The sequence below is a fragment of the Limnohabitans sp. genome (assembly GCF_040401495.1).
GTDB lineage: Bacteria > Pseudomonadota > Gammaproteobacteria > Burkholderiales > Burkholderiaceae_C > Limnohabitans.
Genome location: NZ_JBBAOI010000003.1, coordinates 73,320 through 94,117 on the forward strand (window position 1 = coordinate 73,320; position 20,798 = coordinate 94,117).

The following is a 20,798-nucleotide window of genomic DNA, read 5'->3' on the forward strand; positions in this document are numbered from 1 at the left end:
GCGCGCTATCACCAGCGCCGAGGGCGGTCATCTTTTTATATAGCTTTTGCTAATAGTTTCTACGGTAAACCTTGTGCAAGCCCTTGGGTGACAACACCAGCTGCCACATTTGGTGGTGACGGGTTCTAAAGCTGGCGGCGCTGCTGAGCAAGTGAAAACGCCACATACGGTAAAACCGCTCGTCGTGCGAGAGACGTAACTGTGGCCAAGCCATCTCGAAACGTTGGTGCCAATGCAGCAAGGTGCGGTCATGGTCAGCGCCGATGCTGTGCACATCTTCCACCACAAAATGCGCTTCGCTGGCTTGGGTGATCTCGTCCAACCGTGGCACATAGCCTTGGTGATAGATGTATTTGTTGTTCCAGGCATCGAGCAAACGCTGGCGGTTGCTTATGCCTTGGGTTTGCAAAAGCATCCAACCATCGTCTTTCAAGCAGCGCTTGGCGGTTTCAAAAAATGCGGCGACATGGGTTTGCTCAAGCTGCTCAAAAGGGCCAATGCTGACGATACGATCGAACTTGGATTTGCCATCGGTGTTGAAGTGGCTGTAGTCGCTTAACTCGAACTGCACAGGTAAATGGCAAGCAAGTGTTTGCCCCAACTCGATTTGATGGGCGGCATTGGACAAGCCCAGAACGGTCACGCCGTAATGCTCAGCCGCATAGCGCATGAAGCTACCCCACCCACAACCGATGTCGAGCACACGCATTCCTGGGCGTAGCTGCAACTTGCGACAGACCATTTCCAGCTTGGCGATTTGCGCTTCTTCCAAGGTTTGTGCACCTTCAACCCAGTAAGCGCAGCTGTTGGTCATATAGGGATCGAGCATGGCTTGAAAGACTTGGTTGTCCACCTCATAGTGCATTCTTCCCACAATGCGTGACTGGCTCACACCTTCACGCGGACGCATAACGCCTTTGAGCCCCTCCCACCAAGCGCGAGGGGTGGCAAGCTTTTCTTGCAAACCTGCACGCATGGCACGCTCGACCATGAGATCAATGGCTTGGCATTCCCACCAACCGTCCATGTAACTTTCGCCCAGTGCAAGCCCACCCGATTGCAGCAAGCGCTGCAAGGTTTGAGGGTGATGAATTTGCATATCCCAAGGCCTGCTGCCGTTCAAATGAATATCTGCACCTGCCAGCAGTTGTGCCAGCCAATCTTGGTCAGAGGGTTTGCTCTCGCGCTTAGCAGGCAGATATACAGAAGATTTGCCAACTGGCAAACTCGGCAAGACTGTGGACATGAAAGTACCTTAATAGGATAAAAAACATCCGTATTATGGTACTTTTTTATTTAAAAATAAGATTTTTAAGTTTATTTGAGTACTAAATAATCGTTTATATCTTAGGGATCAGGCGCATTTCAGCCGCCCGCGCATGGGCTTGCAAGCCCTCGCCGTGGGCCAGCACCGAAGCAATTTGGCCCAAAACCTGTGCGCCTTGTTCGCTGACTTCGATGAGGCTGGAGCGTTTTTGGAAATCGTACACACCCAGCGGCGAGGAAAAGCGCGCCGTGCCCGAGGTGGGCAGCACATGGTTGGGGCCAGCGCAGTAGTCGCCCAAACTCTCGCTGGTGAAAGCGCCCAAAAAGATGGCGCCCGCGTGTTTGAGCAGCGGCTCCCATTCGTGGGGCGCTTGGCTGCTGACCTCTAAATGCTCGGGCGCGATGCGGTTGCTGATGTCGCAGGCCTCTTGCATGCTGCGGGTGTGGATGAGCGCGCCACGGCCATTCAGCGAGGCCAAGATGATGTCTTTGCGTGGCATCTCGGGCAGCAGGCGGTCGATGGACGCTTGCACCGCAGCTATGTAGGCCGCATCGGGGCACAGCAAAATGCTTTGCGCCAGCTCGTCGTGTTCGGCCTGTGAAAAAAGGTCCATCGCTACCCAATCGGGCGGTGTGGTGCCATCGGCCAAGACCAAAATCTCAGAAGGCCCCGCGATCATGTCGATGCCCACCGTGCCAAACACGCGGCGTTTGGCAGCAGCGACATAGGCGTTGCCCGGGCCGGTGATTTTGTCCACCGCAGGCACGGTGGCGGTGCCATAGGCCAAGGCCGCCACCGCCTGTGCGCCGCCAATGGTGAAGGCACGACTGACACCCGCCACAAAGGCTGCCGCGAGCACCAAGGGATTTTTATCCGACTTGGGCGTGGGCACCACCATGATGATCTCGCCCACCCCCGCCACGTGGGCGGGAATGGCGTTCATCAAGACACTGGAAGGATAAGCCGCTTTGCCACCGGGCACATAAATACCCACACGGTCTAGCGGCGTGACTTTTTGGCCCAGCAGCGTGCCGTCGGCGTCGCGGTATTGCCAGCTCTCGCCCGAGGCTTTTTTTTGCGCCTCGTGGTAAGAGCGCACCCGCGTGGCGGCGTCTTGCAAGGCTTGTTGCTGAACCTTGGGCAAGCCCTCAAAGGCCGCTTTGAGCTCGGTTTGGGTCAATTCCAGCGCCGCCATATTGGTGGCCTTTAAACCATCAAACCGCTCGGTGTATTCCAGCACCGCCGCGTCACCACGCGCTTTCACATCGACCAAGATGTCGGCCACGCGCTGCTCAATGGCGGCATCGGTATCGGCCGACCAATGCAAGCGCTGTTGAAACAAGGTTTCAAAATCGGCTTGGGCGGTGGACAGGCGCAGCGGGCGGGCTTGCATGGGGTGTCAGCTGGATGTTTTGGCGCGGCCGCTGATGGCCGCATCAAAAGTGTCTATCAAGTGGCGAATGGCCGTGGTTTTGAGCTTCAGGGAAGCTTGGTTCACCACCAAGCGCGAGCTGATGTCCATGATGCGTTCGACCTCAATCAGGTGGTTGGCTTTCAAGGTGCTGCCCGTGGACACCAAGTCCACGATGGCGTCTGCCATGCCGGTGAGCGGGGCGAGTTCCATGCTGCCATACAGCTTCACCAAATCCACATGCACGCCTTTGGTGGCGAAAAAATCGCGGGCAATCGCCACGTACTTGGTGGCCACACGCAGCCGAGCGCCTTGCTTGACCGCCGCGGCGTAATCGAAACCGGCGGGAACCGCCACACTCATGCGGCAGCGGGCAATTTGCAAATCCAAGGGCTGGTACAGGCCTGCACTGCCGTGCTCAATCAGCGTGTCCAGCCCTGCCACACCCATGTCCGCGCCGCCATACTCTACATAGGTGGGCACATCGGACGCCCGCACCAAGACCACGCGCAAGCTGTCTTGGTTGGTGGGCAATATCAGCTTGCGAGACTTTTCGGGGTCTTCCAAGACCTCTATGCCTGCGGCTTTTAGGAGGGGCAAAGTTTCGTCAAAAATGCGTCCTTTGGACAGCGCCAAGGTGATGCTCATCGGCTTCTTTCGATGTCCGCGCCCAAGGCGCGCAGTTTGTCTTCCATGCGGTCATAGCCGCGGTCCAGATGGTAAATGCGATCGACCACGGTTTCACCCGTAGCCACCAAGCCGGCAATCACCAAACTGGCAGATGCACGCAAATCGGTGGCCATGACGGTGGCGCCTGAGAGCTTGGTCACACCCTCGACCATCGCCACCTTGCCGTCAATTTGAATGCGAGCGCCCAAGCGCAGCAACTCATTAACGTGCATAAAGCGATTTTCAAAAATGGTTTCGGTCACCTTGGCGCTGCCTTGGGACACCGCATTGAGCACCATGAACTGTGCTTGCATGTCGGTTGGAAAACCAGGGTACTCGGTGGTGCGAAAACTTTGCGCTTTCAGATGCGAAAAAGCTGGGCCGCTTGAGCGTACCCGCAGGCCACCCGCCACCGCCTCGATGCTGACCCCCGCATCGCGCAACTTGTCAATCACCGCTTCCAAATGGTCACCTCGTGCGTTTTTCAACACCACGTCGCCGCCAGTTGCGGCCACCGCGCACAAAAACGTGCCCGCTTCAATCCGGTCGGCCACGACGGTGTGTGTTGTGCCGTACAAGCGTTCCACGCCTTGGATGAGGATGCGACTGCTGCCGTGACCTTCGATCTTGGCGCCCATGGCAATGAGCAACTCGGCCAAATCGGGAATCTCTGGCTCTTGGGCAGCGTTTTCCAACACGGTTTCGCCCTCGGCCAAAGCCGCGGCCATAAGAAAGTTTTCTGTGCCGGTGACGGTCACCATGTCGGTGGCAATACGCGCACCTTTTAAGCGACTGCGCCCGTCTTTCAAACGCGCCACCATATAGCCTTGCTCGACATCGATGACCGCACCCATGGCTTGCAAGCCTTTGATGTGCTGGTCCACAGGGCGTGTGCCAATGGCGCAACCGCCCGGCAAAGACACCTTGGCGTGTCCAAAGCGTGCTAACAGGGGACCCAAAGCCAGCACCGAAGCACGCATGGTTTTGACCAACTCGTAGGGTGCTTCGGGGCTGTGCAAGGCTGCGGCGTTGAGCACCATGTCACCCGCCTCGTTGCGCTCGGCGCTGACCCCCATGTGGCGTATGAGCTTGACCATGGTGGAGACATCTTGCAAGCGTGGCACATTGGCAAGCGTCAAGGTGTCGGCGGTTAACAGTGCCGCGCACAGTTCAGGCAAGGCGGCGTTTTTCGCACCTGCAATCGCCACCTCGCCTTGCAAGGGTCGGCCGCCTCGGATCAGCAATTTGTCCATAGCGCCTCAGACCTTCAGGCCTGTGCCTGCCATTCGGCAGGGGTGAAGGTTTTCATTGACAAAGCATGTACTTCGTCGTTGGCCATTTTGTCGCCCAAGGTGGCATATACCTTTTGATGGCGTTGGATAGGGCGCAAGCCCTCAAAAGCGCTGGTGACCACGGTGGCATACCAATGGCGGCCATCGCCCTCGACATGCACATGTTCACAGGGCAGGCCTGCGCCAATCATGGTTTGAATTTGGTCTGCCGTCATAGATCACCCTCGAATTTTGTAGCCTATGCGCAGCAAATGCAGCGCCAAGGCAGCCACCAACACAAATGCGCCACCCACCAACGACAGACTCAGCCATGGCGAGACATCGCTCACGCCAAAAAAACCATAGCGAAAGCCGTCGATCATGTAAAAAAACGGGTTGAGATGGCTGACTTGCTGCCAAAAAGGCGGCAGAGAATGGATGGAATAAAACACGCCGCTCAAAAACGTCATGGGCGTGATGAGGAAATTTTGAAAAGAGGACATTTGGTCAAACTTGTCAGCCCATAAACCGGCAATCAGCCCCAAAGTCCCCAGCATGGCTGCACCCAAAAGTGCGAAAACCAAAATCCAGACGGGCCACACCACGGTTAGGGGGGCAAACCACACCGTCACCAGCAACACGCCCACGCCCACCGCCATGCCACGCACCACCGCCGCCAATACATAGGCAGCAAACCAACTGCGCGGCCCCAAGGGGGTAAGCAAAATAAACACCAAATTGCCCATCATCTTGCTTTGCACCATGGAAGAAGAACTGTTGGCAAAGGCGTTTTGCAACAGGCTCATCATCACCAAACCTGGCACCAAGAAGGCGGTGTAGCTGACACTGTCATAGACCGTGATTCGGCCTTCGAGCAAGTGACCAAAAATCAGCATGTACAAAAGCGCGGTAAGCACTGGCGCTGCAATGGTTTGGGCACTGACTTTCCAAAAGCGCAGCACTTCTTTGTAAAACAGCGCTTGCCAGCCGGTCATGTCGCCGCACCCATGACATCCAAAAACACGTCTTCCAAATCGGCTTTACGGATTTCCACATCTTCAGCCACCAACCCCGCTTGGCGCACGGCGGCCAAGTAGTGCTCGATTTGGACGGCGTCATGCGCAGGAAACTGCACAATGCGCCCCGTTACACGGGCTTGCGAGGCCAATTCAGCGGGAAGTTGCTGATCGATTTTGAAACGCAGCACATTGCTGGAGGCGTTTTTAAGAAGGGTGCTGGTACTGTCCAAGGCCACCACCTTGCCGTTTTTCAGCATGGCAATGCGTCCACATAAGGCCTCTGCTTCTTCCAAATAATGGGTGGTGAGAAGCACCGTGTGGCCTTCACGGTTGAGTCGCGCAATGAACTGCCACAGGGTTTGGCGCAACTCCACATCCACGCCAGCGGTGGGTTCATCCAGCACGATGACGGGGGGTTTGTGCACCAAGGCCTGCGCCACCAGCACACGCCGCTTCATACCGCCCGAGAGTTGGCGCATATTGTGGTGGGCCTTGTCAGCTAAGCCCAAGCAATCGAGCAACTCGTCAAGCCAAGCGTCGTTGCCGCTGATACCGAAGTAGCCCGACTGAAACCGCAAAGCTTCACGCACGGTGAAAAAAGGGTCAAAGACCAATTCTTGAGGCACCACGCCCAATATTTTGCGCACCTGCGCGGACTGAGTTTGCACGTCCAAACTCTGCACTTTGATATGACCACTGCTGGCCTGCAACAAACCCGCCAAGATGCTGATGAGCGTGGTTTTTCCCGCGCCGTTGGGCCCAAGGAGGCCAAAAAATTCGCCTTGCTCAATGTCAAAGCTGACGCTGTCCAACGCCTTAAAAGCGCCGCGAGCGCCTGTGAAGGTTTTATTGACGGACTGAAAGGAAATGGCTGTCATACGTGAAGCCGTCGATTCTAAGGCTTCGAGCTTGAAGCACCCTTAAGCTTGCAGTTCAAGCAAATCTTGTATGCCATAGACGCGGGCCAAAGCCAGCGCCTTGGCTGGCAAGCCCGAGACAGTCAAGGCGTGCTGCTGCTGCGCTGCCTCACGCAGGCCCGTTAACAAAACGGCCAAAGCAGAGGAGTCAAATTGCTGCAAAAACGAGGCATCGATACGCAGCGAGGGCTGGGTTCGCGCCAAGGCGCCCAACTGCTGAGCCACCGTCGCAGCTTGGGCGTGGGTGAGCTGCGCAGGTAACTGATAAACCGTGGTGTTTTTCACTTGCGGCTGTTGGATTTGTTGCGTTCGACCAAAGTGGCAATCAGACCGTCCACGCCTTTGGCGTTGATTTCCTGCGAAAACTGGGTACGGTAGTTATCGACCAACCATACGCCCAGCACATTGAAGTTGTAGATCATCCACCCGCCTGGCGCGTCCGGATTTTTCTCCAAACGGTAGTCCAAAGGAATGGGTTCGTTGCCGCCACGAATTTCAGAGCGCACCACCACCTCGTTGTCTTCTGCGCCGCCCTTGAAACCTTTGACAACAATGGTGTGGCTTTGTTTGGCTTGAGACAAAGCACCAGCATAGCTGCGCACCAACAACATCTTGAATTCTTCTTGCAAGCGCATTTGTTGCTCGGGTGTGGCTTTGCGCCAAGCGGGGCCGACCGCGGAAGCGGTCATGCGCTGAAAATTGACATTGGGAAGCACCTTAATATCAACCAAATTGGCCAGTTTTTGAATATCCCCGGATTTGACTGCAGAGTCTTTGCGAACCACATCCATCAACTCATTGGACAACTGCTGCATAAAAGCGTCAGGGGCTTGTGGGTTGGCATGTGCTGGCAAACCTAAAGCCCAAACCACCACCAACAGCCCAGAAGGTATGACCCTGTCAAGCCAAGTAAAAAGAGCCGATATCCTTAACTGAAGCATGTCTACACCCTGTAATTCTTAAAAACATAACGAGCATTATTGGTTATTTGGGCTGCTTTTGTTACCAAGATCATTGTTTTTTTCTTCTAACTCGTCCACATCCGAGGGGGGACCACGGCGCACCTGTGATCTGCGTTTTTGCAGAAAGGCGTCTCGCACAAAGCTGTATTTGTCCAAAGCCACCTCGTTCAAACGGTCGTCCATGCCCAAAAACTGAGCTCTCTTGTCCACCAAACGCAAGGCAATGCCTTGGTTTCGCGAAGCCACAGGGTTGATTTGTGACCAAGGGTCGCCGTGCCGGTCTACCAGCAACGCGGCAGTGTCACGAGCGGTGGACGGCCCCATCAAGGGCAAGACAACATAGGGGCCCGAAGGCATGCCCCAGTAACCCAAGGTTTGGCCGAAGTCAGCGGTATGTCTTTGCAAGCCTATATGAGTGCCTACGTCGATCAAGCCATACAAACCTAAGGTGGAGTTGACCACCACCCGGGCACCAGTTTCAACGGTTTCTTTAGGCTTGAGTTGCAAACCATTGTTCACCACCGACCACATATCGCGCAAATTGCCAAAGAAGTTTTTGACGGTTGTTTGCAGCAAAGCGGGCGTGTAGTCTTGGTAAGACTTGGTAACTGGTTTTAAAACTGCTTGGTCTACGCTTTCATTGAAAGCATCAATCTTGCGGTTGGTTGCCTCAAAGGGGTCCAAGGGGTTGCTGCCAGAAGTGCTGGCACAACCGACCAAAGCCAGCAACAAAGTTGCTAGCCAAAGGCTCAAGCGTGAAGGCAGGCTCGACATGCTTATTTGCTTTCAGGAGCAGCAGGTTCGGCCGCCTTGTTGTAGAGGAAACGGCTGATGAGGTTCTCCAACACCACCGCCGACTGTGTATCTTGGACTTTATCGCCTTCGGCCAGCACTTTTTCTTCAGCACCCGCCTCGATGCCAATGTACTGTTCGCCGAGTAATCCGCTGGTGAGAATTTTCAAGGAGCTGTCTTTGGGGAACTGGTGCTGGGTTTCGATTGCCATGACCACCCGCGCTTGGTAGCTTTTGCCATCAAACATAATCTCTTTGACACGCCCGACCACCACGCCTGCGCTTTTGACAGCCGCTTGTTTCTTCAAGCCACCGATGTTGTCGAACATGGCGGAGACGGTGTAGGTTTTTTGGAAATTCAGACTGAGCAAATTGGCCGACTGCAATGCCAGAAACAGCATCGCCGCTGTGCCAATCACGACCAGCAGACCTACCCATATATCGTTGTTCGAGCGTTGCATTCTGACAGCCCCTTCAAATTGAAAACATCAAAGCCGTAAGGACAAAGTCTAAGGCCAAGACACTCAAAGACGCCATCACCACGGTACGGGTGGTGGCACGTGCCACGCCCTCGGGTGTGGGTTGCGCCTCAAAGCCTTGGCGCAAAGCGACAAAGCTCACCGTGATACCAAACACCAAGCTTTTGATCACCCCATTGCCCACATCTTGCCAAACATCGACGCCGCTTTGCATTTGCCCCCAAAACGAGCCGCTGTCCACACCAATCATCAAGACGCCCACCACCCAACCGCCCAAAATACCCACGGCGCTGAAAACCGCCGCCAAGATGGGCATGACCAGCACGCCCCCCCAAAAGCGTGGCGCCAAAATGCGCCGAACGGGATCGATGGCCATCATTTCCATAGCACTGAGTTGCTCGCCAGCTTTCATCAAACCAATCTCCGCGGTCAGGGAAGTGCCTGCCCTGCCCGCAAACAACAAGGCGCTGACCACGGGACCCAACTCTCGCACCAAGCTGAGCGCTACCAACAAACCCAAAGCCGAGGCCGAGCCATAGCGCTGCAAGGTGTAATAGCCCTGCAAACCCAGCACAAAGCCCACAAATAAACCTGATACCGAAATGATGGCCAAGGAGTAATTGCCTAAAAAATGCATTTGGTCACGCACTAAACCAAAGCGTCGCACACAAGCAGGCGCAAAGGAAAGCAACTGCACAAACAAACGCGCAGCGTGGCCAATATCAGCCAGCCAACTGCGGGTAACCCAACCGATGTGGGCCAAGCCTTTGAAGATCATGGCCGCCGCCGCCCAGAAGCTTGCACACCAAAGTCTTGATCCGCTGATGGTGCAGGGTAATGAAAGCGCACAGGACCATCAGGTGCGGCGCTGACAAACTGGTGCACCAAGGGGTCACGGCTTTGGCGCACCTCGTCGGGAGTGCCTTGCGCGGCGATGCGGCCATTGGCCAGCACAATCACTTGATCGGCAATGGCAAAGGTTTCGTCCAAATCGTGAGAGACCACGATGCTGGTCAAACCCAGTGCGTCGTTCAACTGGCGAATCAACCGGGCCGCCGTGCCTAAAGAGATGGGGTCCAGGCCCGCAAAAGGCTCGTCGTACATCACCAATTCAGGGTCCAAAGCAATGGCGCGTGCCAGCGCCACACGCCGCGCCATGCCACCCGATATTTCGCTGGGCAACAAATCACGCGCGCCACGCAAACCGACGGCCTCTAGTTTCATCAAAACAATGTCGCGCACCATGGCTTCAGGCAAATCTGTGTGTTCACGCAACGGAAAGGCCACGTTGTCAAACACGCTGATGTCGGTGAACAAAGCACCAAACTGAAACAACATGCCCATGCGCCGGCGTGCGGCATAGAGTTGCTCGTGGGAGAGTTGGGATACCTCTTGACCGTCAAACAACAAACTGCCCGACTGGGCCTTGTACTGCCCGCCAATCAAGCGCAAAACCGTGGTTTTACCGCCCCCCGAGGCCCCCATGAGCGCGGTGATTTTGCCGCGCGGCACCTCCAAAGTGACGCCTTCCAAAATGGGGCGATCACCGTAACCAAAGTGCAGGTCGCGCAAAACGACCAAAGTGGGGGAGAAAGAGGACATGAACCGCTACTTTAACGCGGCAGCGCGCTCTCACCCATCAGGTACTGGTCAATGGTGCGCGCGGCTTGGCGGCCTTCGCGGATGGCCCAGACCACCAGCGACTGGCCGCGGCGCATGTCACCGGCTGCAAACACCTTGGGCACATTGGTGATGTAACCACTGCCCTCCTCGGTGTGGGCGCGAGCGTTGCCGCGGGCGTCTTTGTCCACACCAAAGGCTTCGAGCACGCTGGCCACAGGGTTGGTAAAGCCCATGGCCAAGAGCACCATGTCGGCTGGGTAGTCCTTTTCGGTGCCCGCCACTTCGCTGAGCTTGCCGTCTTTCATTTCCACATGCACGGTTTTCAGGCCCGTGAGTTGGCCGTTTTTGCCGATGAAGGCTTTGGTGGAAATGGCGAACTCGCGTTGCAAAACACCTTTTTCAGCGCCCTCTTCATGGCTGGAACTGGTGCGCAACTTCAGCGGCCAATACGGCCACACCAGCGGTTTGTTTTCTTGCTCGGGAGGCTGGGGCATGACCTCGAACTGGGTCACGCTGGCCGCGCCATGGCGGGTGCTGGTGCCCACGCAGTCAGAACCCGTGTCACCGCCGCCAATGACGATGACGTGTTTGCCATCCGCACGCAGTTGGTCTTTGAGTTTGTCACCCGCAACCACCTTGTTTTGCTGGGGCAAAAACTCCATGGCGAAATGCACGCCGCTCAGTTCACGCCCAGGCACAGGCAGGTCGCGTGAAACTTCAGAGCCGCCGCTCAAGAGCACCGCGTCAAATTCTTTTTTCAGCTGCTCGGCGCTGATGGTTTCTTGGGCCCAGTTGGTGACCTTGCTGTCTTTGGGCCAGTTGCCGACCAACACGCCGGTTTTGAAGACCACACCCTCAGCCTGCATTTGTTCCACTCGGCGGTCGATATGGCTTTTCTCCATTTTGAAGTCGGGAATGCCATAGCGCAGCAAGCCGCCCACACGGTCATTCTTTTCGAACACCGTCACCGCATGACCCACACGCGCCAACTGCTGGGCTGCGGCCAAGCCCGCAGGACCTGCACCGATGACAGCCACTTTTTTACCTGTCTTGGTAGCGGGCGGCTGGGGCTTGACCCAGCCCTCGGCCCAACCGCGGTCAATGATGGCGTGCTCAATCGACTTGATGCCCACCGCGTCGCCATTGAAGTTCACCACGCAAGCCGCCTCGCAAGGGGCGGGGCAAATGCGGCCGGTGAACTCGGGAAAGTTGTTCGTGCTGTGCAACACGGTCAAAGCGTTTTGCCAGTCGTCGTTGAACACCAAGTCGTTGAAGTCGGGGATGATGTTGTTGACCGGGCAGCCGCTGTTGCAAAACGGCGTGCCGCAGTCCATGCAACGCGCGCTTTGCGTCTTGGCCTGCTCGGGGCTCAAGCCAATGACGAACTCCTTGTAGTGCTTCAAGCGCTCGGGCACGGGCTTGTAGCCCTCTTCGATGCGCTCAAACTCCATGAACCCAGTGATTTTTCCCATGATCTTGTCCTGTTTTTTCAGTATTCAAACGGGCGCGTATTTGCGCACATCAATTTCTACGCCATCGCGAATGGATTGCTCGGCAACACTTAACAATTTCGCACTGATCGTTTCGTCCACATAAGCCTCGCCACAATTGGTACAGACTTGGGCTGGCACCTCTTTGAAGGCCACCACTGCGCCATCGCGCTCTAGCGTGAGCGTGGTGCTGGACAACTGGGTGTCGCCGTGCTTGCAAATGACACACTTCATGGTCTTTTCCTTAAAAAATCAGGTGCCCACAAAAGAGGGTCCGGGCGGTAAACCGTGATGATGACTTTGACACCAGCGTCAGCGGTCGCCACCAATACATGCAAAGCTTGCTGATCAACCATGGCGTACAACAAAGTGCTTGGGTAAGGTTTGTCGTCCGCATACTCAGCGACCACTTGCGGATTGTCCAATACGGCACGCACTGCCTGTGCACTGATGCCGCGTTGGAACATGCGCTTGAGCGCATGGGACGAAAAAACCAATTCCATACATCAAGACTTGACCGTGGCCTTTTTGGCCTTGGTGGGTTTGTCGGCAGAGGCGGCCGCCGCCGACGCAGCCAACTCACCCAAAGCGCGTTTGTATTCGTTGGGGAAGACTTTGACGAACTTGGTGCGGGCTTGTGCCCAGTCGTCGAGCAAGGCGCGGGCGCGTTTGGAGCCCGTCCACCGGTGGTGGTCTTCAAGCAGCTTCTTCAACTGCGCCTCGTCGCTTTGGCCGCGGTGCCACAGGGCTTGGGGTGTGTCCGCGGCTTGGGTTTTCTCATCCAACACTTTGTCCAAGCTGACCATGGCGGTGTTGCAACGTGTGCTGAACTGGCCGTCTTCATCAAACACATAGGCCACGCCCCCGCTCATGCCGGCTGCAAAGTTGCGTCCTGTGTTGCCCAGCACCGCCACGGTGCCGCCGGTCATGTACTCGCAACCATGGTCGCCCGTGCCTTCCACCACCGCCGTCGCGCCCGACAGGCGCACCGCAAAACGCTCTCCGGCGACACCGCTGAAAAACGCCTCGCCGCTGGTCGCGCCATAGAGCACGGTGTTGCCCACAATGATGTTGTTCGTGGACTCACCGCGGAAATCGATGCTGGGGCGCACCACCACGCGCCCGCCCGACAAACCTTTGCCGGTGTAGTCGTTGGCGTCGCCAATCAAATACAAGGTAATGCCTTTGGCCAAGAAAGCGCCAAACGATTGACCGCCGGTGCCTTCCAACTGGATGCGCAGCGTGTCGTCGGGCAAACCTTCGGGGCGCACTTGGGTGAGCGCACCCGACAACATGGCACCGACCGAACGGTTGACGTTGCGAGCCACTTCCATGAACTGCACTTTCTCGCCCTTGTCGATGGCGGCGCGGCTTTTTTCGATCAGCACCTTGTCCAGCGCACGGTCCAAGCCGTGGTCTTGGGTGTCGGTGTGGTGCAAGGCCGTGCCTTGGGGCACTGCGGGCATGGCCAGCAGTCGGCCAAAGTCCAAGCCACGGGCTTTCCAATGCTCGACGCCTTTTTTCATGTCGAGCAAGTCGGCACGGCCAATCAGGTCGTCGAATTTGGCAATGCCCAACTGCGCCATGATGTGGCGCACTTCTTCGGCAACAAAGAAGAAATAGTTCACCACATGCTCAGGCTTGCCAGAGAATTTTTGGCGCAGTGCGGGGTCTTGGGTGGCCACGCCCACGGGGCAGGTGTTCAAGTGGCATTTGCGCATCATGATGCAGCCCTCGACCACCAAGGGCGCAGTGGCAAAGCCAAACTCATCGGCACCCAACAAGGCACCAATCGCCACATCGCGGCCGGTTTTCATTTGGCCATCGGTTTGCACCCGAATGCGACCGCGCAAACCGTTCATCACCAAGGTTTGCTGGGTTTCGGCCAAGCCAATTTCCCACGGGCTGCCAGCGTGCTTGATGGACGACCAAGGCGAGGCACCGGTGCCTCCGTCGTGGCCGGCGATCACCACATGGTCGGCCTTGCACTTGGCCACACCCGCAGCGATGGTGCCCACACCCACCTCGGACACCAACTTCACGCTGACATCGGCATGGGGGGCGACGTTTTTCAAGTCGTGTATGAGTTGCGCCAAATCTTCGATGGAGTAAATGTCGTGGTGCGGTGGGGGGGAAATGAGGCCCACGCCAGGCACCGAGTAACGCAAGAAGCCGATGTACTCGGACACCTTGGTGCCGGGGAGTTGTCCGCCTTCGCCGGGTTTGGCGCCTTGCGCCATCTTGATTTGGATTTGGTCGGCGCTGCTGAGGTATTCAGCGGTCACGCCAAAACGCCCCGAGGCCACTTGCTTTATTTTGGAGCGCAGCGAGTCGCCGGCCAGCAAAGGCATGTCCACTTCGACTTGCTTGTCGCCAATCACGCTCTTTAAGGTCTCACCCGATTTGATGAGAATGCCTTTGAGTTCGTTGCGGTAACGGGCGGGGTCTTCACCGCCCTCGCCGGTGTTGCTTTTGCCGCCGATGCGGTTCATGGCCACGGCCAAGGTCGCGTGGGCCTCGGTGGAAATAGAGCCCAGCGACATGGCGCCGGTGGCAAAGCGTTTGACGATCTCGGCCGCAGGTTCGACCTGGTCCAAGGCAATGGCTTTGCTGGGGTCAATCTTGAACTCGAACAAACCGCGCAGCGTCATGTGGCGACGGCTTTGGTCGTTGATGAGTTGGGCGTACTCTTTGTAGGTGCTGAAGTTGTTGGCACGGGTGCTGTGCTGCAACTTGGCAATGGCGTCGGGCGACCACATGTGGTCTTCGCCACGGGTGCGCCATGCGTATTCACCCCCCGCGTCGAGCATGGTGGCGAGAACCGGGTCGTTGCTGAAGGCTGATTGGTGCATGCGGATGGCCTCTTCGGCGATCTCGAAAATGCCAATGCCCTCGACACGGCTGGGCGTGCCGGTGAAGTACTTGGTAATAGTGTCGCTGTTGACGCCAATCGCTTCGAACAACTGTGCGCCGCAATACGACATGTAGGTGGACACGCCCATCTTGGACATGATTTTCGACAGGCCTTTGCCAATCGCTTTGACGTAGTTATAAATGGCTTTGTCGGCCGACAAGTCGCCGGGCAACTCGGCGTGCATGGCCGCCAATGACTCCATCGCCAAATACGGGTGCACGGCTTCTGCGCCATAACCGGCCAACACCGCAAAGTGGTGCACCTCTCGGGCAGAGCCCGTTTCCACCACCAAGCCTGCGCTGGTGCGCAAGCCCTCTTTGACCAAATGCTGGTGAACGGCCGACAAAGCCAACACCGCAGGAATCGCCACTTGGGTGGCGCTGATGGCGTGGTCGCTGATGATCAAAATATTGTGGCCGCTCTTGATGTGGTCCACCGCTTCGGCGCACAACGAGGCCAGCTTGGCTTCGACACCCTCATGTCCCCAGTTGAGTGGGTAAGTGATGTCCAAGGTTGCACTTTTGAACTTGCCTTGGGTCATGCTCTCGATATGGCGCAACTTGGCCATGTCTTGGAAGTCCAGCACTGGCTGGCTCACCTCCAAGCGCATGGGTGGGTTGACTTGGTTGATGTCGAGCAAATTGGGTTTGGGGCCAACAAACGACACCAACGACATGACGATGGCTTCGCGGATCGGGTCGATGGGCGGGTTGGTCACTTGCGCAAACAACTGTTTGAAGTAGTTGTAGAGCGATTTGTTTTTTTTCGACAACACCGCCAAGGGGCTGTCGTTGCCCATGGAGCCCAAGGCCTCTTCGCCGTTGGCGGCCATGGGGGCCATGAGGAATTTGAAATCTTCTTGGCTGTAACCAAACGCTTGTTGGCGGTCCAGCAGCGAGATGCCACTTGGCGCTGGCACGCCCACGGGATGCTCGGCCACATCGTCCAAGCGGATGCGCAGGTTTTCAATCCATTGCTTGTAGGGCTTGCTGTTGGCCAAGCCGGACTTCAGCTCTTCGTCGTTGATCATGCGGCCTTGCTCAAGGTCGATCAAGAACATCTTGCCGGGCTGCAGCCGCCATTTGCGCACAATCTTGCTCTCGGGCACGGGGAGAACGCCGGACTCGGAGCCCATGATGACCAAATCGTCGTCGGTGATGCAGTAGCGAGAGGGGCGCAGGCCATTGCGGTCCAAGGTGGCGCCAATTTGGCGGCCATCGGTGAACACGATGGAAGCAGGGCCGTCCCATGGCTCGAGCATGGCGGCGTGGTATTCGTAAAACGCACGGCGACGCGGGTCCATGGTGCTGTGGTTTTCCCAAGGCTCGGGAATCATCATCATCATGGCCTGGCTGATGGGGTAGCCGGCCATGGTGAGCAACTCGAGGCAGTTGTCAAAAGTGGCGGTGTCGGACTGATCAGCAAAGCTGATGGGGTAGAGCTTTGGCAAATCGCTGCCCAACACGGCAGACGACATCACGCCTTCACGCGCCTTCATCCAGTTGTAGTTGCCCTTGACGGTGTTGATCTCGCCGTTGTGCGCCACATAGCGGTAAGGGTGGGCCAGCGGCCACTCGGGAAAGGTGTTGGTGGAAAAGCGTTGGTGCACCAAGCCCAAAGCAGAGACGCAACGCTCGTCTTGCAAGTCTTTGAAATACGTGCCCACTTGGTCGGCCAGCAACAAACCTTTGTAAATGATGGTGCGACTCGACATGCTGGGCACGTAATACTCTTTGCCGTGCTTCAGGTTCAGGTGCGAGATGGCGGCGCTGGCGGTTTTGCGGATGACGTAGAGTTTGCGCTCCAAAGCGTCTTGCACGATGACATCGTTGCCGCGGCCAATGAAAACTTGGCGAATGACCGGCTCTTTGGCTCGCACCGTGGGCGACATGGGCATCTCAAGATTCACCGGCACATCGCGCCAGCCCAAAAGCACCTGGCCTTCGGCGCGGATGGCGCGTTCCAACTCTTGCTCGCAAGCCAAACGCGAAGCATGTTCTTTGGGCAAAAACACCATGCCCACGCCGTATTCACCAAACGCTGGCAAGGTCACGCCACGGGCGGCCATGTCGGCGCGGTACAGCGCATCGGGCAACTGAATCAAGATACCCGCGCCGTCACCCATCAATTTGTCGGCACCCACCGCGCCGCGGTGATCCAAGTTTTCTAAAATTTTCAGCGCTTGGCTAACGATGGCATGGGTTTTCGCCCCCTTGATGTGCGCCACAAAACCCACGCCACAGGCGTCGTGTTCTTGGGAAGGGTCGTACAAACCATGGGTAAAGGCGGACTGCATAGGGTTTTTCCTTAGTATTCAGGCAGGTCGGCAAATATAGTGCAAGCTGGACCAAATGCCAAACAAATTAATTGGGGTCAGATCCCAATTAATTTAAGTTTTAGCACAAGAAGAAATAATTGGGGACAGATTAAATCTCTTTTTTCCCAAACGGTCTGCCCACTTTGGCGGGATTGACCCGTCTGGATGTTTGTTTTTGCAAGCCGATCACAAAGCTTTCCTCGCCCAAAGCCCAACCGCTTAAGGCAGAAGATGTGAGCGCCTGCTGTTGCGTTTGGTTAACACCCGCATTGACCATGACCGCATATGCCGCCTCGCGGGCAAAAGGCGTATTGCCCATCTCCCAGTACAAAGGGTGGGGTGTTAGCCAAGCCTCGTTTTGGCGGCCTATGTAATGGCCATGGCTGGACCAAGGGTAGCCTGCGGCCTGCGCCACCATGCCAGCACGCACGGGGTTGAGATCGATATAGGCCATGCAAGCCAAGAAATAGCGCTCGGTTTGAATCAACGCAGAGCGGTAGCGCCCCTCCCACAAGGTGCCGCTTCGCCCATGGCGCTTATTGAAATACAGCACATAAGAACGTCCCACCGCTTGCATCATCTTGGGCAAACTGTCGTTTTGCGAAGGGGTGAGCAATAAATGCAGGTGGTTGCTCATCAATACATAGGCATGGACTTGCACGCCCTGCTCCATGGCGTGGTTTTGCAGCAAAGCCAGCATGCGCTCAAAGTCAGCGCTGTCCATGAAAATGGCTTGGCGGTTATTGCCCCGCAAGATGATGTGGTGCGGGTATCCGGCAAGGGTGAGACGGGGTAAGCGGGCCATGCGCCCATATTAATTGGAATCTGACCCCAATTAAACATCTAAACTTGTGACATGGATACGCCCTCTTCGCCAGCAGTTCCAGCAGATATACCCTTGCTCTGGGTGTACTGCCTGTGCGCACAATGGTGTGGCACTTGCCGCGAATACCAGCCGTTGTTTGAGGGCCTGGCCAAAGAAATGCCACAAGCGCGGTTTGTCTGGGTGGATGTGGAGGAACACGACGCACTGTTGGGCGACATGGATATCGAAAACTTTCCCACCTTGCTGCTGGCCGATGCCCAACGTCGCCCCTGTTTTGCGGGCACCGTGTTGCCCCACGCAGATACATTACAGCGCATGTGCCAAGCAGCCCTTCAAGGTGACTTCGCGCCTATTGCTGACATGGTTTGGCAAGAAGTGGTCAACGGACTACCTGTTGCGCAGATAGGGTGATTGACGCAAGATCACCCATCTGACCACGGGCCTTAAAAATCTGATCAAGGGCAACCAATGTCCCAAGCAAACTGACAGCGCCTTGACATAGTCTTCGAAGGTGTGTTGCTGGTAATTCAAAAGCTTCTGACTTTCATGCGTATCTAGCCAGTCGACGCTGAAATCGACGTTGTTATAGGCTGACTTGGGCAACGGCGATTGCCCAAGGATTTTCATAAATGCACCCAACATATCTTCATAGCGAAGTTGGCAGCGCGGCCCTCCGCCTATGTGCCACAGACGCCCCCATACGGCTTCGGTTTCGATAGCGTTGGCAATGGCCACACCTACATCCAAGGTGTGGACGTACTCGATCCGGTTAGAGGGTGGTACGAGAAAAATCGCTGGGCTCAAAATGACTTTCAAAGGAACAGCGACACCCAGTCGCAAGATCGTCCAACGCAAACCCGACTCTCGCAACATGGCTTCGCAAGCCACCTTGTGGCTGGCGTAATGGTCCGACGGATTAAGCGGATCTTGCAACTTGCGCGGCGGCGCAAGGTGCTGGGTTAAACCATATACATGCAAAGTAGATGTGAATACCACGCTGGCAGGCACAGGCATGGCTTTGACTGCAGCAATCAGGTTTCGCGTACCCACTACATTGACGGCATAGGCCAAAATGGGGTTTTCCTCGCTTCGGTCACCGGTATGAGAAGCCTCGGGGATGATGGCCGCCAAGTGCACCACCACCTCTTGATTGACCACAGCGGCGCTGATGTCACTCGGTTGGCGTAGATCGCCCCAACACACGCGCACCGCACTTGGCAAGCGTTTGGCAAGCCTTCGGTTGGCAAGTGTGGGTTGGTCAAAACAAGTGATGCGGTGGCCACGCGCTTGCAGTGCCGCCAAAGTGCTGCTGCCTATATTGCCCATGGAACCAGTGATGAGAATATTCATGAACTCCCTGATGGGTTGAGGGCCACAAAGAATACGTCAAGACTACGCTAACACCTCATTTTTATTGCTCAGTTTTCTGGCTTAGCAAGGGATAACGAAAAGCTTGTATGTCTTTTAAACCAAACTCTTGCAACAAAGCCTGCAAGCGCTCAGCCGAACTGCGTTTGGGTTGGCCTGTGAACTCGGCCAAGATGAGTTCATTTTTCATGCTGTGCTCCCAGCCGACCAATTCGGTGACGGTCACTTTGTAGCCCTGCGACTCTAGGTATAAACAACGCAGCACATTGGTGAGTTGGCTGCCCATCTCACGGGTGTGCAGCGGGTGACGCCACAGTTCAGCCAGCGGTGTACGCTGCAAATTCAACGCCTTGTTGTGGTTGAGTGAGCGGGCCAACTCGGCTTGGCAGCATGGCACCAGCACCATGGACTTGGCTTGCTTTTGCAAACCAAAGGCGATGGCGTCATCGGTAGCGGTATCGCAGGCATGTAGTGCGGTTACCACATCGATGTTTGTTGGCATAGCTTCACTGTGCGCAGACTCGACCACACTCAGATTGAGAAAAGTCATTCGCTCAAACCCTAATTGCTGCGCCAATGCCTTAGAAGAAGCGACCAATTCGCTGCGCGTCTCAATTCCGTAGATTCGACCCTTGGTCAAGCGCTTAAAAAACAAGTCGTAAATGATGAACCCCAAGTAAGACTTGCCCGCGCCGTGGTCGGCCAACGTGAGACCTTGCTCGCTGTCGCTCAAGGCAGTGAGCAGCTTTTCGATGAACTGGTACAGGTGATTGACCTGCTTGAGTTTGCGCTTAGAGTCTTGATTGAGCTTGCCCTCACGCGTGAGGATGTGCAGCGCCTTGAGCAACTCGATGGACTGGCCGGGGCGTAATTCAAGGTCAAGAGGCTTAGCTGTCTTCATACAACCTCGCTCGCATGCCCAAAGCCTGCCACCCCGCCACACCCATTTCACGCAGCAAAGCGGTGTTGCGGTCGTAAATCAAGGCGGCATCGGGAAAGGCCTCAACAGCGCGGCTCACGCTGTCTTCACGCAGCAAATGCAACGTGGGGTAAGGCGACTGGTTGGTGAGGTTTTCCACATCATCGTGCGAGGTACCGGCAAACTGGTAGCCAGGATGAAAGTCGGCGATTTGTAAAACGCCTTCCAAGTCCAGTCCGCGCAGCACTGCTTCGCAGTCGAATAAAAACTCGTTGAAGTCGGCAAAGTGGGGCAGCAGATAGGGTGCAATCAACAAAGTGGTGTCCAGCGTTTCGGGGTCAGCGTCCACCAAGGTTTGCATCTCAGTTTGCAAAAGAATTAAAACCTGCTCGGGTTCGGTGAGTTCGGTCACCACATAGCGCACCTGCCCTTTGGCCATCACCGCTTTGGCAAAGGGGCACAGATTGAGTCCCACCACGGCACGATTCAGCCACAACTGGGTGTCTTCGATGGCGATGCGTTCGGTGTCGGCAGGTTGGTGCATGGCTAAGAGC

General features: G+C 56.2%; 22 protein-coding genes. 1 reads left to right on the forward strand and 21 read right to left on the reverse strand.

The annotated features are described in order from the left end of the window. Nucleotides 1–49 precede the first annotated feature (49 nt). From cfa to AC9UEO_RS03545, 18 genes are all read right to left on the reverse strand, one after another. Nucleotides 50–1,246, reverse strand: coding sequence for a cyclopropane fatty acyl phospholipid synthase (gene cfa / locus AC9UEO_RS03460; RefSeq protein ID WP_509529887.1), 1,197 nt, complete (start codon nt 1,244–1,246; stop codon nt 50–52). Nucleotides 1,247–1,340: 94 nt separating this feature from the next. After that, nucleotides 1,341–2,660 carry a histidinol dehydrogenase gene (gene hisD / locus AC9UEO_RS03465; RefSeq protein ID WP_509529889.1) on the reverse strand — a complete coding sequence of 440 codons (1,320 nt, stop codon included), beginning with the start codon at nt 2,658–2,660 and terminating at the stop codon, nt 1,341–1,343. Nucleotides 2,661–2,666: 6 nt separating this feature from the next. Next, a complete protein-coding gene (gene hisG, locus AC9UEO_RS03470) occupies nt 2,667–3,326 on the reverse strand; it encodes an ATP phosphoribosyltransferase (protein WP_509529891.1) in 660 nt (219 codons plus the stop codon). Then, nucleotides 3,323–4,600: a UDP-N-acetylglucosamine 1-carboxyvinyltransferase gene (murA, locus tag AC9UEO_RS03475; RefSeq protein ID WP_509529894.1), complete on the reverse strand. Its 1,278-nt coding sequence runs from the start codon at nt 4,598–4,600 to the stop codon at nt 3,323–3,325. Before murA ends, hisG begins: the two co-directional genes overlap by 4 nt. Before the next feature lie 14 nt (nt 4,601–4,614). Then, on the reverse strand, nt 4,615–4,854 hold the full coding sequence (locus AC9UEO_RS03480) for a BolA family protein (RefSeq protein ID WP_509529896.1): 240 nt from the start codon (nt 4,852–4,854) through the stop codon (nt 4,615–4,617). A 3-nt stretch (nt 4,855–4,857) separates the two neighbouring features. Next, entirely contained in the window at nt 4,858–5,613 is a 756-nt protein-coding gene (locus AC9UEO_RS03485) for an ABC transporter permease (RefSeq protein WP_509529898.1), read from the reverse strand. Continuing rightward, on the reverse strand, nt 5,610–6,515 hold the full coding sequence (locus AC9UEO_RS03490) for an ABC transporter ATP-binding protein (RefSeq protein WP_509529901.1): 906 nt from the start codon (nt 6,513–6,515) through the stop codon (nt 5,610–5,612). The genes AC9UEO_RS03485 and AC9UEO_RS03490 overlap by 4 nt, the downstream gene beginning before the upstream one ends. A gap of 42 nt (nt 6,516–6,557) precedes the next feature. Continuing rightward, the gene (locus AC9UEO_RS03495) at nt 6,558–6,839 is read right to left on the reverse strand and encodes an STAS domain-containing protein (protein WP_509529903.1); all 282 of its coding nucleotides are present in this window, start codon (nt 6,837–6,839) and stop codon (nt 6,558–6,560) included. Then, nucleotides 6,836–7,495, reverse strand: coding sequence for an MlaC/ttg2D family ABC transporter substrate-binding protein (locus tag AC9UEO_RS03500; protein ID WP_509529905.1), 660 nt, complete (start codon nt 7,493–7,495; stop codon nt 6,836–6,838). The genes AC9UEO_RS03495 and AC9UEO_RS03500 overlap by 4 nt, the downstream gene beginning before the upstream one ends. Before the next feature lie 36 nt (nt 7,496–7,531). Beyond that, nucleotides 7,532–8,290: an MlaA family lipoprotein gene (locus AC9UEO_RS03505; RefSeq protein WP_509529907.1), complete on the reverse strand. Its 759-nt coding sequence runs from the start codon at nt 8,288–8,290 to the stop codon at nt 7,532–7,534. 2 nt (nt 8,291–8,292) lie between these two features. Continuing rightward, on the reverse strand, nt 8,293–8,769 hold the full coding sequence (mlaD, locus tag AC9UEO_RS03510) for an outer membrane lipid asymmetry maintenance protein MlaD (RefSeq protein WP_509529909.1): 477 nt from the start codon (nt 8,767–8,769) through the stop codon (nt 8,293–8,295). 13 nt (nt 8,770–8,782) lie between these two features. Further along, nucleotides 8,783–9,565, reverse strand: coding sequence for a lipid asymmetry maintenance ABC transporter permease subunit MlaE (gene mlaE, locus AC9UEO_RS03515; protein WP_509529911.1), 783 nt, complete (start codon nt 9,563–9,565; stop codon nt 8,783–8,785). Next, nucleotides 9,562–10,389: an ABC transporter ATP-binding protein gene (locus AC9UEO_RS03520; protein ID WP_509529914.1), complete on the reverse strand. Its 828-nt coding sequence runs from the start codon at nt 10,387–10,389 to the stop codon at nt 9,562–9,564. Before AC9UEO_RS03520 ends, mlaE begins: the two co-directional genes overlap by 4 nt. Before the next feature lie 11 nt (nt 10,390–10,400). After that, the gene (locus tag AC9UEO_RS03525; protein WP_509529917.1) at nt 10,401–11,882 is read right to left on the reverse strand and encodes a glutamate synthase subunit beta; all 1,482 of its coding nucleotides are present in this window, start codon (nt 11,880–11,882) and stop codon (nt 10,401–10,403) included. 24 nt (nt 11,883–11,906) lie between these two features. Further along, nucleotides 11,907–12,134 carry a type II toxin-antitoxin system MqsA family antitoxin gene (locus AC9UEO_RS03530; protein WP_509529919.1) on the reverse strand — a complete coding sequence of 76 codons (228 nt, stop codon included), beginning with the start codon at nt 12,132–12,134 and terminating at the stop codon, nt 11,907–11,909. Further along, the gene (locus AC9UEO_RS03535; protein WP_509529921.1) at nt 12,131–12,403 is read right to left on the reverse strand and encodes a DUF4258 domain-containing protein; all 273 of its coding nucleotides are present in this window, start codon (nt 12,401–12,403) and stop codon (nt 12,131–12,133) included. Before AC9UEO_RS03535 ends, AC9UEO_RS03530 begins: the two co-directional genes overlap by 4 nt. Nucleotides 12,404–12,406: 3 nt before the next feature. After that, nucleotides 12,407–17,110 (reverse strand): glutamate synthase-related protein, encoded by a 4,704-nt coding sequence (locus AC9UEO_RS03540; protein WP_509529923.1) that lies wholly within the window; start codon nt 17,108–17,110, stop codon nt 12,407–12,409. 130 nt (nt 17,111–17,240) lie between these two features. Continuing rightward, nucleotides 17,241–17,936, reverse strand: coding sequence for an REP-associated tyrosine transposase (locus AC9UEO_RS03545; RefSeq protein ID WP_509529925.1), 696 nt, complete (start codon nt 17,934–17,936; stop codon nt 17,241–17,243). Between the two features lie 51 nt (nt 17,937–17,987). On the opposite strand from AC9UEO_RS03545, the gene AC9UEO_RS03550 reads away from it, so the two are divergent. Beyond that, nucleotides 17,988–18,368 (forward strand): thioredoxin family protein, encoded by a 381-nt coding sequence (locus AC9UEO_RS03550; protein WP_509529928.1) that lies wholly within the window; start codon nt 17,988–17,990, stop codon nt 18,366–18,368. Here AC9UEO_RS03550 and AC9UEO_RS03555 read toward each other — a convergent pair. The 3 genes from AC9UEO_RS03555 to AC9UEO_RS03565 form a co-directional block, all read right to left on the reverse strand. Beyond that, a complete protein-coding gene (locus AC9UEO_RS03555; protein ID WP_509529931.1) occupies nt 18,345–19,307 on the reverse strand; it encodes an NAD-dependent epimerase/dehydratase family protein in 963 nt (320 codons plus the stop codon). The genes AC9UEO_RS03550 and AC9UEO_RS03555 overlap by 24 nt on opposite strands. 61 nt (nt 19,308–19,368) lie before the next feature. Beyond that, complete coding sequence (locus tag AC9UEO_RS03560) at nt 19,369–20,226, reverse strand: class I SAM-dependent methyltransferase (protein ID WP_509529934.1); 858 nt, start codon at nt 20,224–20,226, stop codon at nt 19,369–19,371. Then, nucleotides 20,213–20,788: a DUF1415 domain-containing protein gene (locus AC9UEO_RS03565; RefSeq protein WP_509529937.1), complete on the reverse strand. Its 576-nt coding sequence runs from the start codon at nt 20,786–20,788 to the stop codon at nt 20,213–20,215. Before AC9UEO_RS03565 ends, AC9UEO_RS03560 begins: the two co-directional genes overlap by 14 nt. Nucleotides 20,789–20,798 lie beyond the last annotated feature (10 nt).